This window comes from Microbispora hainanensis, assembly GCF_036186745.1.
Taxonomy (GTDB): Bacteria; Actinomycetota; Actinomycetes; order Streptosporangiales; family Streptosporangiaceae; genus Microbispora.
Genome location: NZ_CP108086.1, coordinates 5,361,228 through 5,378,373, shown reverse-complemented (window position 1 = coordinate 5,378,373; position 17,146 = coordinate 5,361,228). Strand labels below are relative to the sequence as shown.

Below are 17,146 nucleotides of genomic sequence, written 5' to 3'. Positions count from 1 at the left end.
TGCCTCACTGTCTCGTGGACGATTCGACGTCGCGGGTCTTCTCGGCGGGAGCCGCTCCGGCGCGGCGGGTAGGAGCCGCGAACGCCGCGACCACGGCCGCGGCGGCGCACAGGATCGCGGTCCACGCCAGGGTGGCGGTGGTCGAGGTGTGGTCGGCGACCAGCCCGGCGAGCCACGGCCCCGCGGTCTGCCCGGCCGCGAAGATCGTGGTGAACGCCGCCAGGATGGCCGTCCAGTCGGCGGGCGGGGTGTTCGCCTTGATGAGCGCGGTGACGGCGGCGGGCACGCCCATGAACGTCGCCCCGTAGACGATCGCGGAGGCGAGGACGACCGGCGGCGCGGGCGCCGCCATCGCCAGTGCCGCGCCGCTGCTCAGAAGGCCGAGGAGCACGGCCAGGGCCCGGGTGCCGGGCCACGCGGCGGTCGGACGGCTCCACAGCGCGGGCGACACCATCACGGCCAGGCCGAGCGCCGTCCAGGTGAGCACCACCTGGCCGAGCGGCGCGTGCCGGTCGGCCAGGTAGGCGGATAGGAAGGTGATGTAGGTTATGTAACCGGCGGCGAACAGCAGGTAGGCAAGTGCGATCCCCCACAACGGCCGCACGTGGACCCGCACGTGGACCCGCCCGGCGGCCCGCGTCTCCCTGCCTGCCTGCGCCTTCCGGTCCGTCTCCGGGTCCTCCCCCGCACGGGCGGGGCCCCAGCTCAGCAGCGCCGCCAGTCCGGCGGCCACGCCCAGACCGGCCCAGGCCAGATGAAGACGGTCGCCCAGCGGCGGGATGCCGACACCGCCGAGCACGATGCCCAGCCCGGTGCCGGCGAAATACACGGTGATGGGCGTGCCGGAGGCCGCACGGGCGGCGAGGCGCGACGCGATGACGCCACCGGTGATGAACACCGCCGCGCCCGCCGCCCCGGCCCCGGCTCGCGCCGCCACCAGCACCGGATAGGCGTCGCTCGTCGCGGTGACCGCCAGCGACAGCGCGGTGAGGACCATGCCCCACCGGAAGGTGGCCGCCGTGCCCAGGCGGCGTACGACGACCGCGGTCACCAGCGCGCCGAGCAGATAGCCGAGCCCGTTGGCGGTGCTCATCGCCCCGGCTTCGGCCAGGGACCAGTGCAGCTCGTCCCGCATCGCCGGAAGGAACAGCCCGTACGCGAAGCGCGCCAGCCCGAGGGCCGACGCCGTGCCGAGAGCCAGCAGCACCGCCTGCCGCGTCTGACGGCGCGCCGGCGGGCCCATGACGAGGGCGTCGGACATGATGGCTCCCATAGATCGAACCGATCGGTACGATCTCGGAGCGTAGCAGTGGATCGAACCGGTCGGTACCATCTGGGGTATGCCGGTTCCCAAGGGCTCGACGATCGACCCGGAGCGCACCCGCGCCGCCATCCTGAAGGCGGCCACCCCCGTGCTGTACGAACGCGGGCTCGACGGCATCGGCGTCGCCGAGCTGTGCGCCCTCATCGGGGTGTCGAAGGAGACGCTCTATCGGCACTTCGGCACGAAGGACGGGCTCGTGGAGGCCATGCTCCGGGCCCGCAGCGAACGGGTGGGCCGATGGCTGGCCGAGGCCGTCGCCGCGGCCGGGGACGACCCTCGCGACCAGCTCGCCGCGGTGTTCGACACGCTGGGCGAGTGGTTCGAGGACCCGGTCTTCCGCGGCTGCGCGATGGTGAACGCGGCGGCCCAGCATCACGACGAGACCGTGCGCGCCGTCACCACGCGCCACCTCGGCCGCTACATCGACCTGCTGACCGGCATCGCCGAGCGCGCCGGGGCCGCCGACCCGCCCCTCCTGGGGCGTCAGTTGCTCATGCTGGTCGAGGGCGCCACCGTCGTCGCCGCGCACCACGGCGCGGCCGGCACGAGCGGGCAGGCCCGCGAGGCGGCGCTCACCCTGCTGTCGGCCGCCACACAGAGCGCCGGCGGAGACGCCCCAGGCGGCAACGGCGGCAACTCGGGTGCCAGAGCGGGCAACCCAGGCGGCAACGGCGACAGCTCAGGCGCCGGCGGAAAAACCCCAGGCGACAGCGGCCACGGCTCAGGAGCCGGCAGGGACAACCCGGGCGGCAGCGGCCACAGCTGAGGCGGCGGCGACTGAAGCGTCCACCCGGGAGGCGCCCCCGGCGGCGCCCGAGGCGGCCGGCTCAGGCGGTGGGCTCAAGCGGCGGCGGCCGAGGCCCCGCACCGGCCGGGGGTTGCCTAGGCCCCCGGCCGGCCCGAAGGTTACTTCTTCTTGCGCTTCTCGCGGATCTTCATCGTCACCTCGATCGGAGAGCCCGCGAAGCCGAACTCCTCGCGGATGCGCCGCTCCAGGAACCGGCGGTAGGTCTCCTCCAGGAACGCCGAGGTGAACAGCACGAACTTCGGCGGTTCCGTGGACGCCTGGGTGGCGAACAGGATCTTCGGCTGCCGGCCGCCGCGCACCGGCGGCGGGGTGGCCTGCAGCAGCTCGGTGAGGAACTGGTTGAGCCGGGCCGTCGGCACCCGCGTGCCCCACGACTCCAGGGCCCGCTCGATGGCCGGGGCCAGCTTCTCGACATGGCGGCCCGTCTTCGCCGAGATGTTCACCCGCAGCGCCCAGGGCGTGCGGACGAGCTGCCGGTCGATCTCCTTCTCCAGGTAGTAGCGCCGGTCCTCGTCGACCAGGTCCCACTTGTTGAACGCGACCACCATCGCCCGGCCCGACTCGATGACCAGGCCGATGATCCGCAGGTCCTGCTCGGTCAGCACCTCGGAGGCGTCGATCAGCACGACCGCGACCTCCGCCCGCTCCAGCGCGGCCCGCGTGCGCATCGCCGCGTAGAAGTCGGCGCCCTTCAGCTCGCGGTCGCGCCGCCGGATGCCGGCCGTGTCGATGAACCGGTACGTCGTGCCGCCCAGCTCGACCAGCTCGTCGACGGGGTCGCGGGTGGTGCCGGCCATCGGGTCGACGAGCACCCGCTCCTCACCGGCGAGCTTGTTGAGCAGCGACGACTTGCCCACATTGGGCTTGCCCAGCAGCGCGATCCGGCGCGGGCCGCGCCGTTCGCCGAACGTCTGCGGCGGCGTCTCGGGCAGCGCGTCGAGCACCACGTCGAGCAGGTCGCCGCTGGCGCGGCCGTGCAGGGCCGAGACGGGGTGCGGCTCGCCCAGGCCGAGCGACCACAGCCCGCTCGCCTCCAGCTCCATCTGCTGGTTGTCGACCTTGTTGGCGGCCAGCACCACCGGCTTGCCGGAACGGCGCAGGACCGCGCCGACGGCCTCGTCGGAGTCGGTGACGCCGACGCTCGCGTCCACCACGAACAGGATCACGTCGGCCAGCTCGGCCGCGATCTGCGCCTGCTCGGCGATGCGCAGCGCCATACCGGTCGCGTCGGGGTCCCAGCCACCGGTGTCGACCAGCGTGAACCGGCGGCCCCGCCAGGTCGCCTCGTAGGTGACCCGGTCGCGGGTCACGCCCGGCACGTCCTCCACGACCGCCTCACGGCGGCCGATGATGCGGTTGACCAGCGTCGACTTGCCGACGTTGGGGCGCCCCACCACGGCGACGACCGGCAGCGGGCCCGCGTCGGGCTCCCGCTCGGTCTCCTCACCGGAAAGCTCGGCGAGCTCGGCCTCGATCCAGCCGCCCTCGTCCTCGTCGTACTCCCCCGTCACGTCCATACCCTGCCTCATCGGCTGCTCTTCCCGTTTCTCCCCGGCCTCCCGTGAGGCCTCCCGGCGGACCGCTTCCGGGGCCGGGCTCCGTTCGTACGCCGCACCGCGTGGCCCATCCCCGGCGCGGCGGACGCGGCGCGGGAGGGGGGTCAGGCGGGGCGGGCGGGCGTCAGACCCGCTCCTTGACGAGCCGGAGCACCTCGGCGATCACCTCGTCCAGGTCCAGCGGCGTCGTGTCCAGTTCCACCGCGTCCGCGGCCTTCGCCAGCGGATCGGCCTTGCGCGTCGAGTCGAGCGCGTCGCGCCGGGCCATCGCGGCCTTCTGCGCCTCCACCGTCGTGCCGTCCAGCTCCGCCGAACGGCGCAGGGCGCGGGCCTCGGGGTCCGCGGTGAGGTAGATCTTGACGGGCGCGTCCGGCGCTACCACGGTGCCGATGTCGCGGCCCTCGACCACGATCCCGCCACCGGGCAGGGAATCGGCGATGATCTGCCGCTGCAGGGCCACCAGCCGGCGGCGCACCTCCGGGACCGCGCTGACGGCCGACACCGCGCCGGTCACCTCGGGGCCGCGGATCGGCCCGTTGACGTCGACGCCGTCCACGGTGACACCCGGCGCGTCGGGGTCGGTGCTCATCACCAGTGTGGGCTCGCCGGCCCTCGCGGCGATCTCGGCGGCGTCCTCCAGGTTCACGCCCCGCTGGAGCATCCACCAGGTGACCGCGCGATACATGGCGCCCGTGTCGAGGTATCGCAGGCCCAGCGCCCGCGCGACGCCCCGCGAGGCGCTCGACTTGCCCGATCCCGAGGGACCGTCCATGGCGACGACCAGACCGGACACCGGTTCTCCTTCTCCCCATCGAGTTGTCGCCCACGAGGCTACCGGGATACCGCCGGAAAGCGTGCATCGGCGGCGGACCTGCCGCCCTGGACCGGACGGCGCCGGACGGCCACGCCGAGACCGGGCCCTCCCGCGCCCGTTCCAGATGTCCCTGTGTAGCTTCCTGCGCGGATTGACCTTGCCCCTGGGTGAAGCCGCAGCATCGTCGGCACCGGCCACGGCGGCCGGGACGAGGAGGACCGGGACGAGGAGGAGTGGTGCGGGAGCTGCTGACCATCGGGACGTTCGCGCGGGCCGCCCGGCTGTCGCCCAAGGCGTTGCGGCTCTACGACGAGGCCGGGCTGCTGCGGCCCGCCGCGGTGGACGGCGAGTCGGGTTACCGCTACTACGACCCGGTGCAGCTGGAGCGGGCCCGCCTGATCGCCGGTTGCGGCGGCTCGGCATGCCGCTGGCGCGCATCCGGCGGGTGTGCGACCTGCCCGCGCAGGACGCGGCCGAGGAGGTGGCCGCCTATTGGCGGCAGGTCACGGCCGAGACCCGGTCCCGGGACCGGCTCGCCGCCTTCCTCGTCGACCACCTGTCGGGAAGGGGCAGTGCCGTGCAGGACGCCACGACCACGCTGGAGATCCGTTATGCCGCCCGGTCGGAGCCGGGCCCGGTGCGGACGAGCAACGAGGACATCGCGTACGCCGACGAGCGACTGCTGGCGGTGGCCGACGGCATGCGCGGCCAGGGCGGCGACCGCGCGAGCGCGGCGGCCGTCGACGCGCTCAATCGCCTGCTGACCCTGCCGGTGCCCGCCGAGGACCTGCTCGGCGCGATCGCCGACGCCGTCGGCGACGCCGAGCGCGCGATCCGGGAGATCGCCGCCTCCGTGCCCTCGGGAGAGGCGGTCACCACGCTGACCGCGCTCGTGTGGTCCGGGTCGCGGCCCGCGCTGGTGCACATCGGCGACAGCCGGGCCTACCTGTTCCGCGGCGGAGGGCTGTTCCAGATCACCCACGACCACTCGTACGTGCAGTCGTTGATCGACGAGGGCCGCCTCACCCCGGAGGAGGCCGCCTCCCACCCGAGGCGCTCGCTCCTCGTCCGCGCGCTGACCGGCGCCGGGTCCTCCCTGCCCGACCTGTCGATGCGCGAGGCCGCACCCGGCGACCGTTATCTGCTCTGTACGGACGGGCTGCCGGGTGTCGTGCCCGCCCGCGTGCTGCGCGAGACGCTCGGCGGCCCCGGCGGTCCGCAGCAGGTCGTCGACGAGCTGATCGACCGCGCGTACGCCGCCGGAGCCCCCGACAACGTGGCCTGCGTGGTGGCGGACGTGACAGCCCGCCCGGCGGCGGAGGAGGATTCCACGGCCGCCGGCGAAGCCGGGGCCGCGCGATGAGCCCCACGACGGCGCGGCAGCCCCGCTCTGCCACCCGATCCTCCAGGCGGGCCTCCGTTCGGGCCTCCGTCCGGGCCTTCGGCGTCGACTGGCGGCCGCTGGCCGTCCCGGCGTTCCGCCGGATGTGGGCCGCCTCGGTGATCTGTGCCGTGGGCGGATCCTTCAGCGTGGTCGCGGTGCCGACGCAGCTGTTCACGGTCACCGGCTCGTCGTCGGCCGTGGGAACCGCCGCGGGGTTGTCGTTCGCCACGCTGGTCGTGGCAGCGGTGTGGAGCGGCGCCCGCGCCGACGTGAAGGACCGCCGGACGATACTGCTGGCCGCCCACCTCGGCCTGGCGCTGACGTACACGGCGCTGTGGCTCCAGGCGGTCCTGGGCGGCCGCTCCGTCCCCGTCCTGCTGGTGGCGGTGGCCTTCCAGGGGCTGACGTACGGGACGGTGCTGACGACGACGGGGGCCACCGTGCCCCGTCTCGTCCCGGCCGAGCTGCTGCCCGCGGCCAACAGCCTCAGCTCGCTGGTCCGCTACGGCGGGTCGGTCCTGGGGCCGATGCTCGCCGGTGTGCTGGTCCCGGTCGTGGGGCTCGGCACGCTGTACCTGTTCGACGCCGTCGCGCTGCTCGCCGTGGTGTGGGCCGTCGCCATGCTGCCGCCACTGCCGCCGCCTCCCGCGACGGGCACGCAGGACACAGCGAACGCGGCGGGCACCGGGGGCAATGGGGGCAACGGGGGCAACGGGGGCAGGCCGAGCGAGGGGAGCGTGGCGGGCAAGGGGGCCCCGGCGGGCGCGGAGCACGCGGCGAACGCGGCGAACGCGGCGGGGCGGATGCTTGCCGGGTTCCGCTACCTGGCGGCCGACCGGCTGCTCGTGGCGGTGCTGGCCGTGGACCTCGCGGCCATGGTCTTCGGCATGCCGTCTGCGCTGTTCCCCGAACTGGCCCGTGACGTCTTCGGCGGGGCGGCCGGGGGCGGCCCGGAGACGGGACTGCTCTACGCCGCCTATCCCGCCGGGGTCGTCGTGGCCGGGCTGCTGTCGGGCACGTTCACCCGTGCCCGACGCCACGGCGCGCTCGTGGCGGGTGCCGCCGTCGTGTGGGGGCTCGCCGTCGTGCTCGTCGGCCTGGCCGCCGAGCTGTGGATCGCGGTGTCGGCACTCGCGCTCGGCGGCGCGGTCAACTGCGTGCTGAGCGCCTTCCGCACCACGATCACGCAGGCGCGCACCGACGACGCCGTACGCGGGCGCGTGCAGGGCGCGCTCACCATCGTGCTGAACGGAGGGCCGCAGATCGCGAACCTGCTGCACGGTTTCGCCAGCGCACGCGTGCACGACCTTGCCGGCGGGCACTTGCACGATCCCACCAGCGCGCACCTGGACGACCTCACCACCACGCACCTGCACGATCCCACCAGCGCGCACCTGCACGACCTCACCAGCGTGCACCTGCACGACCTCACCAGCGTGCACCTGCACGACGCCGCCGCCGGTGTGCTGGACGGCCCACGCCTCGTGATCTGCGCGGGCGGGCTGCTCACCGTGATCACCGCGGCGGCGATCGCCTGGGCGGTCCCCGAGCTGCGCCGCTACAGCGCTTCCGCTCCCGCCACGGCCCCCGCTCCCGCCCCAGAGCCGGAACCAGGCGGGCCGGCTCGCCGGGCGACGCCCGAAAAGTCGCCGGAGAGAGGCGTGGGACACCCGGAAAGGCGCACGGACGCCTCGCCCGCCGCCGGCGCTGGGCCAGGAATATCCACACGACCTAAGTGACAGGCCCTTCTCCACCTAAAGAAACATGTTCCCCGGCGCCTTCTGGCCCCCTATATCGCTGCGATGTTTTCATCGCTGCCGTGAGTTGACGTGCGAGGAGGAGATCGTTCGTGCGAATCGATTTTCACGGCATAACTGCCGGGCCCGAGATATTCGGGGACTGGGCGGCGCGGGCGGAGGAGCTGGGTTACGACTCGATCTGGCTGTCGGAGACCCAGCACGATCCGTTCGTCGGCCTGACCGCCGCGGCCCTGCGCACCACCCGGCCCTCCATCCGGACGGGCCTGGCCGTGGTTTTCGCCAGGAACCCGATGACGACCGCGATGCTGGCCAACGACCTCCAGCTGGTCTCCCGGGGGCGTTTCGCGCTCGGCATCGGATCACAGCTGCAGACGCACATCACCAAGCGTTTCAGCATGCCCTGGTCCAGCCCGGCGCCGCGGATGCGCGAGTACATCCTGGCGCTGCGTGCCATCTGGGAGTGCTTCGCGACGGACGGGCGGCTGCGCTTCCGCGGCGAGTTCTACCGCCACACGGTCATGAGCCCGTTCTTCAATCCCGGGCCCAATCCGTACGGCCCGCCGCCGATCCTGCTGGCCGGGGTGGGGCCGATGATGACGCGCCTGGCCGGCGAGCTGGCGGACGGGTTCCTCGCGCACATCATGACCACCCGCAAGGCCCTGGAGGAGGTCACCCTGCCCACGCTGCGCCAGGCGCGTGAGGCGGCGGGCAAGTCGATGGACGGCTTCCAGGTCCATGTGACGCCGATCGTCGCGGTCAGCGACGACGAGCGGGAGCTCCAGGCGGCGATCCGCCGGGCCAAGGAGTCGATCGCCTACTACGCCTCCATCCCGAGCTACGCGCCGGTGCTGGAACTGCACGGCATGGGCGCACTGAAGGAAGAGCTCTACCGGCTGGCCGGGGCCGGCCGGGCCGCCGAGATGCCGGACGCCGTCGACGACTCGGTGCTGGAGACGTTCGCGATCGTCGGCGGGTTCAAGGAGGCCGCGGTCAAGATCCACGAGCGGTTCGGCGACCTGGCCACCAGCCTCGCCTTCTTCCAGTCGATCGAGCGCTCGCCCGACGAGATCCAGCCGTTGCACGAGGCCCTGCGCGGCCAGTTGTCCTGACAGGACCGGTCGTCCTGACAGAAGACGCGAGACGAGCGGTGGCCGGGAGCCGGCCACCGCTCGTTTCGGTCTCGCCCCGCGTGCCGCTCAGTTCTCCGACCCGACCGCCGCCGGTGGGAGGAACTCCGGCAGGTCGACGGCCTCGCCGAGCCGGCGAAGCCGCCCACGACCACGATCACCGCGAGCGCCCTCCCGGAGGGGCAGAAGTGCCGTGGCCGGGAGGGCCGCCGCGACGACGGGTGCGAGCATCATCGCCCGTTGACGGAGAACGCGTAGAACGTCTTGCTGCCCTTGCCGTGGATGAAGCGGTTGTCGTATCCGTTGCCCCAGAACACGGTGCCGTCGACGATGGCCGGCCCGGCGTTCGAGGATCCCTCACCCAGGTAGTCCCAGAGGATCTTGCCGGTGGCGCCGTCCAGGGCGTACATGTGACCGCTCATGGAACCGGCGAACATGACCCCGTTGGCCGTGGTCACCGCGGCCATCGTCTCCTCGTTGGACGGATCGGCGCGCTGCCACAGGATCCTGCCGGTGACCGCGTCGAGCGCGAAGAAGATGCCGTTCGTGGTCACCGTCCCGTCGGGAAGCGTGTACGCCACGTGGCTGGTGTTGGCGTTGCTCAGATAGATCCGGCGCCCGTCGGTGGCGCTGCCCCACTCGATGCCGCCGTGCGTGCCGCCGGGGCCCACCTGCCTCTTCCAGATGGTCTTGCCGGTCCGGGCGTCGAACAGCCAGTACACACCGCTCTTCTGGCCCGCGCCGACCACCAGGCGCGGCAGCCCGCCGGGGCCGGGAACGGTGTAGAGATGGCCGCCCTCGGCGAAGTCGTAGTCGCCGCCGTTGTGCGGCGGGCAGTGCTCCGGAGGGCCGATCTGGCAGGCCACGGTCCAGGCGTCGAACACCTTGTCCCCGGCCGCCCACTTGATCGCGCCGGTGGTCAGGTCCAGCGCGAGCAACTGGTCGATGTGGTTGTCGTCGGGCAGGCACTCCTCGGGCGTGCCGCCGTTCTCCTGGCACTGCAGGACGTCGTCGGGCAGGCTCACGTTCTGACCCGTCCCGATGATCACCTGGTGGTGCACGGGGTCGATCACCGGGTTGGTGGGCCACACCCCGCCGCCGGCGAACCCGCCCGGCCTGCCGCCGTTGTCGGGCACGGTGTACGTCTTCCAGAGGTTCCTGCCCGTCGCGGCGTCCACCGCGTTCATGCTGCCGCGGAAGCTGCAGCAGGGGTAGCCGGGCAGGCCCGCCAGCGCGGCCTCCTTCGAGGAGACGCCCTGGTAGACGACCCCGTTGTAGACGACGGGCGAGCCGGTGAGCACGGCCGCGAACTGGTCGTCCAGGGTGGTCTTCCAGATCAGGTCGCCGGTCCGGGCGTCCACGGCCATGAGGTGCGCGCCCTGGCCGCCGTTCGGGCCGTTCTGGTCGCCGAAGTACAGCCGGCCGTTGACGTAGGCCGGGCTCGACCGGACGATGCTGCCCTCGATGCCGTTCCAGTCCGACACCTTGCGCTGCCAGATCACCTTGCCCGTGGCGGCGTTCAGCTTGTAGAAGTAGCCGCCCCAGTCGGGCACGTAGACCGCGCCGTCGACCACGGCGGGGATGGCCGAGGTGTCGCCGGTCGTGGTGAAGGTCCACTTGACGGCGAGCCGGCGGGCGTTCGCCGGGCTGATGCGCCGTTCGAAGGGGTTGGACTTGCTGTTGAAGGTGTCGTGGCCGCCCATGGCCCAGTCCGCCGGGGACGGCAGACCCCATGTCCGGGCCGGCACCGGGACCGACGCCTGGGCCGGGGCCGTGCTCGCCCCCACCACCAGGGCCATGACCGCGGCGGCCACCAGCCGCATGCGCACTCGCCTCGTCATCACAGCCCCTCCGCCGCGGCGGCGTCGGCGGGCGTGCGGTGCTCGGGGGTGAACACCCCGATCTGCCGCAGCAGGGTCAGCTCGTCCCGGGCGCCCCAGTGCTCGACCGCCTTCCCGTCCGCGATCCGGTAGAAGTGCAGATGCTGCACCCGCACCTGCCTGCCGGTCGGCGCCACGCCCAGGAAGTCGCCCGTGTGCCTGCCGCTGAAGGTCACCCGGCAGGCGAACTTGTCGCCTTCGGCGATGAACTCGTCCACCTGCCACCTGGCCTCGGAGAAGGCGCGGCGCATGTAGCGGGCCGTCGCGAGGTATCCCTCCGGGCCGCCGCCCACGCCCGGCGACGCCTCGTGATCCACGAAATCCGGCGCCACGTACTTCCTGGCCGCCTCGTCGTCCAGCTCGCCGAACACCTTGGCGATGCCGATCGCCACCTCGACCAGTTCGGGCGTCGCGCCGGGTGGCGGGGCCTGCACCGAGGAGAGCATCTCCCCTACCTCGTCGATCATCATCGTTTCCTTTCTGCCGGTGCCTCGGTGGTTCAGTGGCCCAGACCGGATCCGCCGCTGATCGGGATCGCGGCGCCGGTGATGAACGAGGCCTCGTCGGAGGCCAGGAAACGCACGGCCGGCGCCACCTCCTCGGGGCGTCCCGACCTGCGCAACGCGGTGATGCTGTGCAGATAGGCGCGGTGCTCCGCGCTGAGGCCCGCCACCATGTCGGTCTCGATGAGGCCCGGCATGACCACGTTGACGGTGACCTTGCGGGGACCGAGCTCCCAGGCGAGGGAGCGGGCGAAGCCGACGAGGGCGGCCTTGGACGCGGCGTAGTTGGTCACGCCCGGCGAGCCCCAGAAGGCGGTGGTGGAGCCGATGAAGATGATCCGCCCCCACCGGGCCTTGACCATGTCCGTGACGGTCGCCTTGGCCACCCGCATGGCGCCGAGGAGGTTGGTGTCGACGACGGTGGCGAAGTCCTGCTCCTTCATCGCCATGAACAGGTTGTCCCTGGTGGTGCCGGCGTTGGCGACCAGGACCTGGACCGGGCCGTGCTGCACCCGCACCTCGTCCACGGCCGCCTCCACCGAGGCGCTGTCGGTCACGTCGCACCGCACGCCGAACAGGCCCTCGGGCGGCTCGCCCGAGCGATAGGTGACGGCGACCTTGTCACCCGCGTCGGCGAACGCGCGGGCGATGGCCAGGCCGATGCCGCGGTTGCCCCCGGTGACCAGGACGGAACGGCTCACGGTGTCCTCACTTTCAGGTGCTCGCCCAGCGCGGTGATCGCCTGGGCCGTGTCGGTGAACCGGACGGCGCGCCATCCGGCGGCCTCCGCGCCCTCGCAGTTCCTGGCCAGGTCGTCGACGAAGATCGAGCGGGAGGCAGGCACGCCGGACCGCCGTACGGCGAGCTCGAAGATCTCCCTGCCGGGCTTGCGGCAGCCCACCTCGAAGGACAGCACCACCTCGTCGAAGTGGGCGGCGGGGTCGATCATGCGGCGCCAGTGGTCGTCCCACGCGGGCACCATGTTGGACAGCAGACCGACGAAGAAGCCCTGGCCGCGCAGCGCGCGCAGGTGCCCGGCCCACTCGTGGTTGGCCTCGCGGCCGTCGAACCACGCGTCGGCCAGGCTCGTCAGGCGGGGCTCGATCCCGTGGTCGGCGCGCAGCACCTCGCCGATCTGGGCCAGCCACTCGCTCTCGGTCACGAGGGGCGTGTCGATCGGCAGCATGATGTCGTCGGTGCCGTACGTCGCGGTGACCTTGAGCACGGCGTCGATCAGCGGCTCCATGGGGATGTTCTGCTTGGTGCAGAAAGTGGCCAGCGTGTGGCTGATGGGCGGAGTCAGGACGCCGCCGAAGTCGGTCCAGATCGCCTCGACGGGTTCAGCCATGGCGCACCATCGCCAGCGTCACCTCGGCGATCACCGTGCCGTCCTGCGTGAAGGAGACGTCCACCCGGTCGCGTGCCGGCCTGCCCGCGCCGGAGCCGCGCGCCCGATCACCGCTCGCGCCGGACGGCACGCGGACCGCGGCGGCGTGCACGGGCAGGTCGAGCTCGGCGAAACGGCGGAACCCGCCTGTCACCGAGACCGGCCAGACCACCGCGTCGCCGCAGGCCACCACCGCGAGCTGGCGCGCCGCCTCGGTCAGCACCATCGCGGGCAGGTGGTCGTAGTCGTGGTCGAACAGGGACCGGTTGCCGAACCGGGGCCGCACGAGCGCCCGCGCCCCCGCCTCCCCGCGCTCGACCTGGGCGAGGACGACGTTGAGAGGGTTGTTCCGCCCGACCACGGCGGGCGGAGCCGCGAGCGGGCCGGCGTCGTCGGGCATCTCTCCGGTGGAAGGAGCGGGAGTGCCCCGGACCACGGTGCGCAGCGCCGCCAGCTCGTCGTGCGAGACGACCTGGACCTGCATCTCGTGCGTGCCGGCGTGCCGGTCGCCGAGCCGCAGGTCCTGGCGGACCACTCCCTGGCGTACGCGCCCCCGGCGCAGCCGGGTGACCTCGAAACGGCTGTCGATGAGCAGCTCGCCGGGCAGGCGCCCGATCCGCAGGGCGTCGGCGTCGGGCAGATCCAGCTCGAACCTGTCGACCATCATGATCGTGTCAGGCGGGAAGCCCAGCATGTGCCCGCCGGCTATCCCGGCCTGACGGCCCGCCTCGAGGATCAGCAGCGGGTCGAACAGACCGGGCCCGCACGGATGGTCGCTGTAGTACCCGTGGCTGAGCGGCAACTGGGCGGCCACCAGCAGCCGCTGGGGCCCGGCCAGGGCCATGTCGGTCACGAACACCTCGGCGACCGAGGTCCGGTGGACGAGTGTGCGCTCCATGGTGCGGTTGAAACGTAATTCGGCGGCGCTCACCGGGTCGTCGGCGACTTCCAGGTCGACCGTCATCATCACCTCCCACTGAATGGAAATGGAGCAGAGGCGACTGTGACACAGGCCGATGAAACGGAGGTAGAAGGACGATAAAAGCAGACGGGCGCATACCACTTTCGGCTCACTCGCCTTGCCGGTCGCACGACGGCCTGTTTAACGTTCCGGCACGGAAAAGGCAGTCGCCGAAGGGATCAGCAATGGATATTCACGAGAAGGTGCGCGACATCATTTCGCAGGAGCTCGAACTGGAGCCCGGCGAGCTCACCGAGACGGGTCATTTCATCGACGAATACGACGCCGACTCCCTTTCCCTCATCACGATCCTGGCCCGCATCGAGAAGGAGCTGGGGATCGCCGTCCCGCAGGACGAGCTGCCCAACATGCCGAACCTGCAGGGCGTGTACCAGGTCATGGACAAGCTCGCCGGAGAGACCAGCGGTGTCTGAGCCCCGCCGCGTGGTCATCACCGGGCTGGGCGCGGTCAGCTGCATCGGCATCGGGGTCGAGGCGTTCGTCGAAGGGCTGCGGGCGGGCCGCACGGGCTTTTCCCCCATCCGCAGCTTCGACGCCTCGGAGTTCCCGTCGGTCGTCGCCGCCGAGGTGCACGACTTCGATCCCGCCGCCCTCGTCGAGCGGCTGGACCCCGGGCAGTGGGGGCGCAGCGGGCAGTTCGCCGCGGCCGCCGCGCGGCTCGCCGTACGGGACGCCGGAATCGACCCGGACCTGCTGTCGGCGCGCCGGACGGGTTCGATCATGGGCACCACGGCCGGCGAGTCGCAGGTGCTCCAGGCCGCGGTGGAGCAGTGGGTCGGCAACGGGCTGAAGAACGTCGACCCCCGCCTGCCCGGGATGACGCCCGTCAGCCAGATCGCCAACGCGGTCAGCTACGAGCTGCGGCTGTCCGGCGACTCCCAGACGATCCCCACGGCCTGCTCGGCGAGCAACATGGCCCTGGGGTACGCCTTCGACCTGGTGCGCACCGGACAGGCGGACTTCATGCTCGCCGGGGGCGCCGACGCGGTGAACCGGGCCTGCCACGCGGGCTTCTACCGTCTCGGCGCGCTGGCGGAGCAGGTCTGCCGGCCGTTCGACGTGAACAGGTCGGGCATCATCACCGGCGAGGGCGGCGCGGTGCTGCTGCTGGAGCCGCTGGACCACGCGCTGGCCCGCGGCGCGCGGATCTACGCCGAGGTCCTGGGCTACGGCGTCAACTGCGACGCCAGGCACATGGTCAACCCGGACGCCGACAGCATCGCCGAGTGCATCAGGATCGCCCACCGCTACGCGGGGGTGCGCGCCGAGCAGATCGACTACATCTGCGCGCACGGCACCGGCACACCGACCAACGACCTCACCGAGGTGAAGGCGGTGCGCGAGGTGTTCGGCGACCGGCTGCCGCCCGTCAGCTCGATCAAGTCGATGATCGGCCACACCATGGGCGCGGCCAGCGCGTTCGGCGCGATCGCCTGCAGCAAGGCCATCGAGGAGGGCTTCCTGCCCCCGACGGCGACCGTGCAGGAGCTGGACCCCGCGCTCGGCGAGGGGCTGGACGTGGTTCCCGGCGCGGCGCGGCCGGCCTCCGTCCAGGTGGCGCAGAACCAGGGGCTCGCCTTCGGCGGCAACAACGTCGTGACGATATTCGGGAGGTTGCGTTGAGCCTCGTCCTCACCGAGACACCGCTGGCGATCACCTCGTGCGGCGTCGTCTCCCCCGCGGGACTCGGGCTGGAGCCCCTGGAGCACGCGTTGCGGCACGGCCTGGAGAGCCGGGCCGAACCGGAGGAGTCGCCCGAGGACTATCCGCCCCGCCCGTTGTGGGCGATTCCCGACCTCGAGGTGGCCGAGCTGCTGGGCCGCAAGGGGCTGCGGCACGTCGACCGCTTCACGAAGCTGGGGCTGGTGGCGTGCCGGCTCGCCCTGGACGGGATCGGCGGGCTCGACGCGGACGCCGGGGCCGACACCGGTGTGGTGCTCGCCACCAACACCGGGAGCCTGACCAGCATGGTCGAGGTCGGCATCGACACGCTCGTGCAGGAGAAGCCCTACCTGGTCAACCCCGGCAACTTCCCCAACGTGGTGACGAACGCCTGCACCGGGCAGGTGGCCATCCGCAACTCCCTGCGTGCCGTCAACTCCGTCGTGTCCAGCGGCCAGGCCGCGAGCCTGGCCGCCATCCGGTTCGCCCGTACGGCCATCGAGCAGCGCCGGGCGGGCAGGGTCCTGGTCGGCGGCGTGGAGGAGCTGTCGCCCGCCGCCGCCTGGGGCTGGCACCTGTCCGGGGCGCTGGTGGACGACGCGCCGGTCGGCGAGGGCTGCGCCCTGTTCCTCGTCGAGGACGCGGAGGCGGTCAGGGCGTCCGGCCGGACCGCGCCGGCCGAGATGCTGGCCTGCGAGGTCGCCTACCGGGGCCACGGCACCGCGCAGGAGCAGGCCGAGGCGCTGACGGAGTGCGTGGAGCGGGCGCTGGAGCGCAGCGGGGTGAGCCCCGGAGCGGTCGACACGGCCAGTCTGGGCGCGACCAACCACTGGGTGCGCGACGACCTGGAGAGATGGGCTCTCGGAGAGGCGCTCGGCCGTCCCGTCCCGCACGTCAGGGTGGGCGAGGTCCTGGGCGAGCTCTACAGCGCCAGCGGCGCCATGCAGCTGGCCGCGCTGCTCGCGCTGTGGCGTGAGCCGGCCAGGGAGCCCCGCATCGGGCTGGTCACGTCCATCGGCGAGGACGGCAACGTGGGTTGTCTGGTGGTGCGCGAGTGGCGGTGAACCTCTCCTGCGTGGGCAAGGTCTACCCGCCGAGCGAGCCGTACGAGGTCAGCAGGGAGAAGATCAAGGAGTTCGCCCTGGCCCTGCGCGACGGGCACGACGCCTACGTGGATCCGCGGGCGGCGCGTGCGCTGGGCTACCCCGACGTGATCGCGCCGCCGAGCTTTCCCATGGTGGTCACGCTCGACGCGGAGTATCGGGCGGTGCTCGACTCCGAGCTCGGCGCCCAGGGCCAGGACCGCTTCGTCCACCGGGAGCAGCGCTTCGCCTACGAACGCCCGATCCACGCGGGCGACGTCATCACCGTGACCGTGCGCCTGGCCGCGGTGGAGACGCTCGCCCGGGGCGACGTGGTCAGCTACGAGAGCCGGATCACCGACCTGGGCGGACGGCACGTCTGCACGGGCCGGTCGATCTTCGTCGTCTTCGGGGAGGAGGTGCCTCGGTGACCGTCCAGAGCGTGACCCGGCCACGCTACGACCTGCTGGAGCCGGGCTTCCGGCTGCCCTCGCGCGCCTTCCGGGTGCGGCGCAAGGATCTGGTCAGGTACGGCGGGGCCGCCCGCGACTACAACCCCATCCACTGGGACGACCGTACGGCCACCGGGTTCGGCCTGCCCGGGCCCATCGCGCAGGGCATGCTGACGATGGGCCTGGCGCTGGGCTACCTCGTCGAGTGGGCTGGCGATCCCGGCGCCGTGGTCGACTTCGGCGGGCGCTTCCCCCGGCTGGTTCCGGTGCCCGACGACGACGCCGGCGTCGAGCTGACCGTGGAGGCGTCGGTGGCGGAGAAGCTGGATCCGCCGAAGGTGCGGGTGAACCTCGCCGTACGGCTCGACGGGGCGAAGGTCCTGCTCATGCCCAAGGTGATCGTCGCGCTGCGGTGAGCGGAGGCC

17 protein-coding genes and 1 pseudogene are annotated in these 17,146 nt (G+C 72.4%); 10 read left to right on the top strand and 8 right to left on the bottom strand.

The annotated features are described in order from the left end of the window. Window positions 1-4: 4 nt before the first annotated feature. Entirely contained in the window at window positions 5-1,261 is a 1,257-nt protein-coding gene (locus OHB01_RS25100; protein WP_328854047.1) for a YbfB/YjiJ family MFS transporter, read from the bottom strand. Window positions 1,262-1,340: 79 nt separating this feature from the next. Between OHB01_RS25100 and OHB01_RS25095 the strand changes: the two genes are divergently transcribed. Continuing rightward, window positions 1,341-2,090, top strand: coding sequence for a TetR/AcrR family transcriptional regulator (locus tag OHB01_RS25095; RefSeq protein ID WP_328709711.1), 750 nt, complete (start codon window positions 1,341-1,343; stop codon window positions 2,088-2,090). Between the two features lie 140 nt (window positions 2,091-2,230). On the opposite strand, the gene der is transcribed toward OHB01_RS25095, so the two are convergent. Continuing rightward, window positions 2,231-3,649: a ribosome biogenesis GTPase Der gene (der, locus tag OHB01_RS25090; RefSeq protein WP_205829761.1), complete on the bottom strand. Its 1,419-nt coding sequence runs from the start codon at window positions 3,647-3,649 to the stop codon at window positions 2,231-2,233. A gap of 163 nt (window positions 3,650-3,812) precedes the next feature. Continuing rightward, window positions 3,813-4,460, bottom strand: a complete 648-nt coding sequence (gene cmk / locus OHB01_RS25085) for a (d)CMP kinase (RefSeq protein ID WP_328855867.1) — start codon at window positions 4,458-4,460, stop codon at window positions 3,813-3,815. Window positions 4,461-4,669: 209 nt separating this feature from the next. On the opposite strand from cmk, the pseudogene OHB01_RS25080 reads away from it, so the two are divergent. From OHB01_RS25080 to OHB01_RS25065, 4 genes and pseudogenes are all read left to right on the top strand, one after another. Beyond that, window positions 4,670-4,894 (top strand): annotated as a pseudogene (locus OHB01_RS25080) (MerR family DNA-binding transcriptional regulator); the annotation flags it as partial. Between the two features lie 29 nt (window positions 4,895-4,923). Further along, complete coding sequence (locus OHB01_RS25075; RefSeq protein ID WP_205829685.1) at window positions 4,924-5,865, top strand: PP2C family protein-serine/threonine phosphatase; 942 nt, start codon at window positions 4,924-4,926, stop codon at window positions 5,863-5,865. Next, a complete protein-coding gene (locus OHB01_RS25070) occupies window positions 5,862-7,625 on the top strand; it encodes an MFS transporter (protein WP_328854046.1) in 1,764 nt (587 codons plus the stop codon). Before OHB01_RS25075 ends, OHB01_RS25070 begins: the two co-directional genes overlap by 4 nt. A 110-nt stretch (window positions 7,626-7,735) precedes the next feature. After that, window positions 7,736-8,755, top strand: a complete 1,020-nt coding sequence (locus OHB01_RS25065) for a TIGR03617 family F420-dependent LLM class oxidoreductase (RefSeq protein WP_328709708.1) — start codon at window positions 7,736-7,738, stop codon at window positions 8,753-8,755. 248 nt (window positions 8,756-9,003) lie between these two features. Here OHB01_RS25065 and OHB01_RS25060 read toward each other — a convergent pair whose 3' ends face one another. The 5 genes from OHB01_RS25060 to OHB01_RS25040 are packed head-to-tail and all read right to left on the bottom strand — an operon-like array spanning window position 9,004 to window position 13,510. Further along, window positions 9,004-10,614, bottom strand: a complete 1,611-nt coding sequence (locus OHB01_RS25060; protein WP_328854045.1) for a PQQ-binding-like beta-propeller repeat protein — start codon at window positions 10,612-10,614, stop codon at window positions 9,004-9,006. Then, window positions 10,614-11,123 carry an ester cyclase gene (locus OHB01_RS25055; RefSeq protein ID WP_205829684.1) on the bottom strand — a complete coding sequence of 170 codons (510 nt, stop codon included), beginning with the start codon at window positions 11,121-11,123 and terminating at the stop codon, window positions 10,614-10,616. Before OHB01_RS25055 ends, OHB01_RS25060 begins: the two co-directional genes overlap by 1 nt. Before the next feature lie 29 nt (window positions 11,124-11,152). Next, window positions 11,153-11,857 (bottom strand): 3-oxoacyl-ACP reductase FabG, encoded by a 705-nt coding sequence (gene fabG / locus OHB01_RS25050; protein ID WP_142645160.1) that lies wholly within the window; start codon window positions 11,855-11,857, stop codon window positions 11,153-11,155. After that, window positions 11,854-12,504, bottom strand: a complete 651-nt coding sequence (locus OHB01_RS25045) for an HAD family hydrolase (RefSeq protein ID WP_142645159.1) — start codon at window positions 12,502-12,504, stop codon at window positions 11,854-11,856. Before OHB01_RS25045 ends, fabG begins: the two co-directional genes overlap by 4 nt. Further along, a complete protein-coding gene (locus OHB01_RS25040; protein ID WP_328854044.1) occupies window positions 12,497-13,510 on the bottom strand; it encodes an AfsA-related hotdog domain-containing protein in 1,014 nt (337 codons plus the stop codon). Before OHB01_RS25040 ends, OHB01_RS25045 begins: the two co-directional genes overlap by 8 nt. A 179-nt stretch (window positions 13,511-13,689) precedes the next feature. Between OHB01_RS25040 and OHB01_RS25035 the strand changes: the two genes are divergently transcribed. The 5 genes from OHB01_RS25035 to OHB01_RS25015 are packed head-to-tail and all read left to right on the top strand — an operon-like array spanning window position 13,690 to window position 17,137. Beyond that, entirely contained in the window at window positions 13,690-13,938 is a 249-nt protein-coding gene (locus OHB01_RS25035; RefSeq protein WP_142645157.1) for an acyl carrier protein, read from the top strand. Continuing rightward, window positions 13,931-15,148: a beta-ketoacyl-[acyl-carrier-protein] synthase family protein gene (locus OHB01_RS25030; protein WP_328854043.1), complete on the top strand. Its 1,218-nt coding sequence runs from the start codon at window positions 13,931-13,933 to the stop codon at window positions 15,146-15,148. The genes OHB01_RS25035 and OHB01_RS25030 overlap by 8 nt, the downstream gene beginning before the upstream one ends. Beyond that, on the top strand, window positions 15,145-16,251 hold the full coding sequence (locus tag OHB01_RS25025; RefSeq protein WP_168065561.1) for a beta-ketoacyl synthase N-terminal-like domain-containing protein: 1,107 nt from the start codon (window positions 15,145-15,147) through the stop codon (window positions 16,249-16,251). Before OHB01_RS25030 ends, OHB01_RS25025 begins: the two co-directional genes overlap by 4 nt. Beyond that, window positions 16,242-16,700: an FAS1-like dehydratase domain-containing protein gene (locus OHB01_RS25020; RefSeq protein ID WP_328854042.1), complete on the top strand. Its 459-nt coding sequence runs from the start codon at window positions 16,242-16,244 to the stop codon at window positions 16,698-16,700. The genes OHB01_RS25025 and OHB01_RS25020 overlap by 10 nt, the downstream gene beginning before the upstream one ends. Next, window positions 16,697-17,137, top strand: coding sequence for a MaoC/PaaZ C-terminal domain-containing protein (locus OHB01_RS25015; RefSeq protein WP_328854041.1), 441 nt, complete (start codon window positions 16,697-16,699; stop codon window positions 17,135-17,137). Before OHB01_RS25020 ends, OHB01_RS25015 begins: the two co-directional genes overlap by 4 nt. Window positions 17,138-17,146 lie beyond the last annotated feature (9 nt).

What these genes read in the sequence shown, in the direction of transcription:
- OHB01_RS25100 (WP_328854047.1), bottom strand. Translation starts at nt 1,261, where the DNA reads ATGTCCGACGCCCTCGTCATGGGCCCGCCGGCGCGCCGTCAGACGCGG.
- OHB01_RS25095 (WP_328709711.1), top strand. Translation starts at nt 1,341, where the DNA reads ATGCCGGTTCCCAAGGGCTCGACGATCGACCCGGAGCGCACCCGCGCC.
- der (WP_205829761.1), bottom strand. Translation starts at nt 3,649, where the DNA reads ATGGACGTGACGGGGGAGTACGACGAGGACGAGGGCGGCTGGATCGAG.
- cmk (WP_328855867.1), bottom strand. Translation starts at nt 4,460, where the DNA reads ATGGACGGTCCCTCGGGATCGGGCAAGTCGAGCGCCTCGCGGGGCGTC.
- OHB01_RS25075 (WP_205829685.1), top strand. Translation starts at nt 4,924, where the DNA reads ATGCCGCTGGCGCGCATCCGGCGGGTGTGCGACCTGCCCGCGCAGGAC.
- OHB01_RS25070 (WP_328854046.1), top strand. Translation starts at nt 5,862, where the DNA reads ATGAGCCCCACGACGGCGCGGCAGCCCCGCTCTGCCACCCGATCCTCC.
- OHB01_RS25060 (WP_328854045.1), bottom strand. Translation starts at nt 10,614, where the DNA reads ATGACGAGGCGAGTGCGCATGCGGCTGGTGGCCGCCGCGGTCATGGCC.
- OHB01_RS25055 (WP_205829684.1), bottom strand. Translation starts at nt 11,123, where the DNA reads ATGATGATCGACGAGGTAGGGGAGATGCTCTCCTCGGTGCAGGCCCCG.
- OHB01_RS25045 (WP_142645159.1), bottom strand. Translation starts at nt 12,504, where the DNA reads ATGGCTGAACCCGTCGAGGCGATCTGGACCGACTTCGGCGGCGTCCTG.
- OHB01_RS25040 (WP_328854044.1), bottom strand. Translation starts at nt 13,510, where the DNA reads ATGATGACGGTCGACCTGGAAGTCGCCGACGACCCGGTGAGCGCCGCC.
- OHB01_RS25035 (WP_142645157.1), top strand. Translation starts at nt 13,690, where the DNA reads ATGGATATTCACGAGAAGGTGCGCGACATCATTTCGCAGGAGCTCGAA.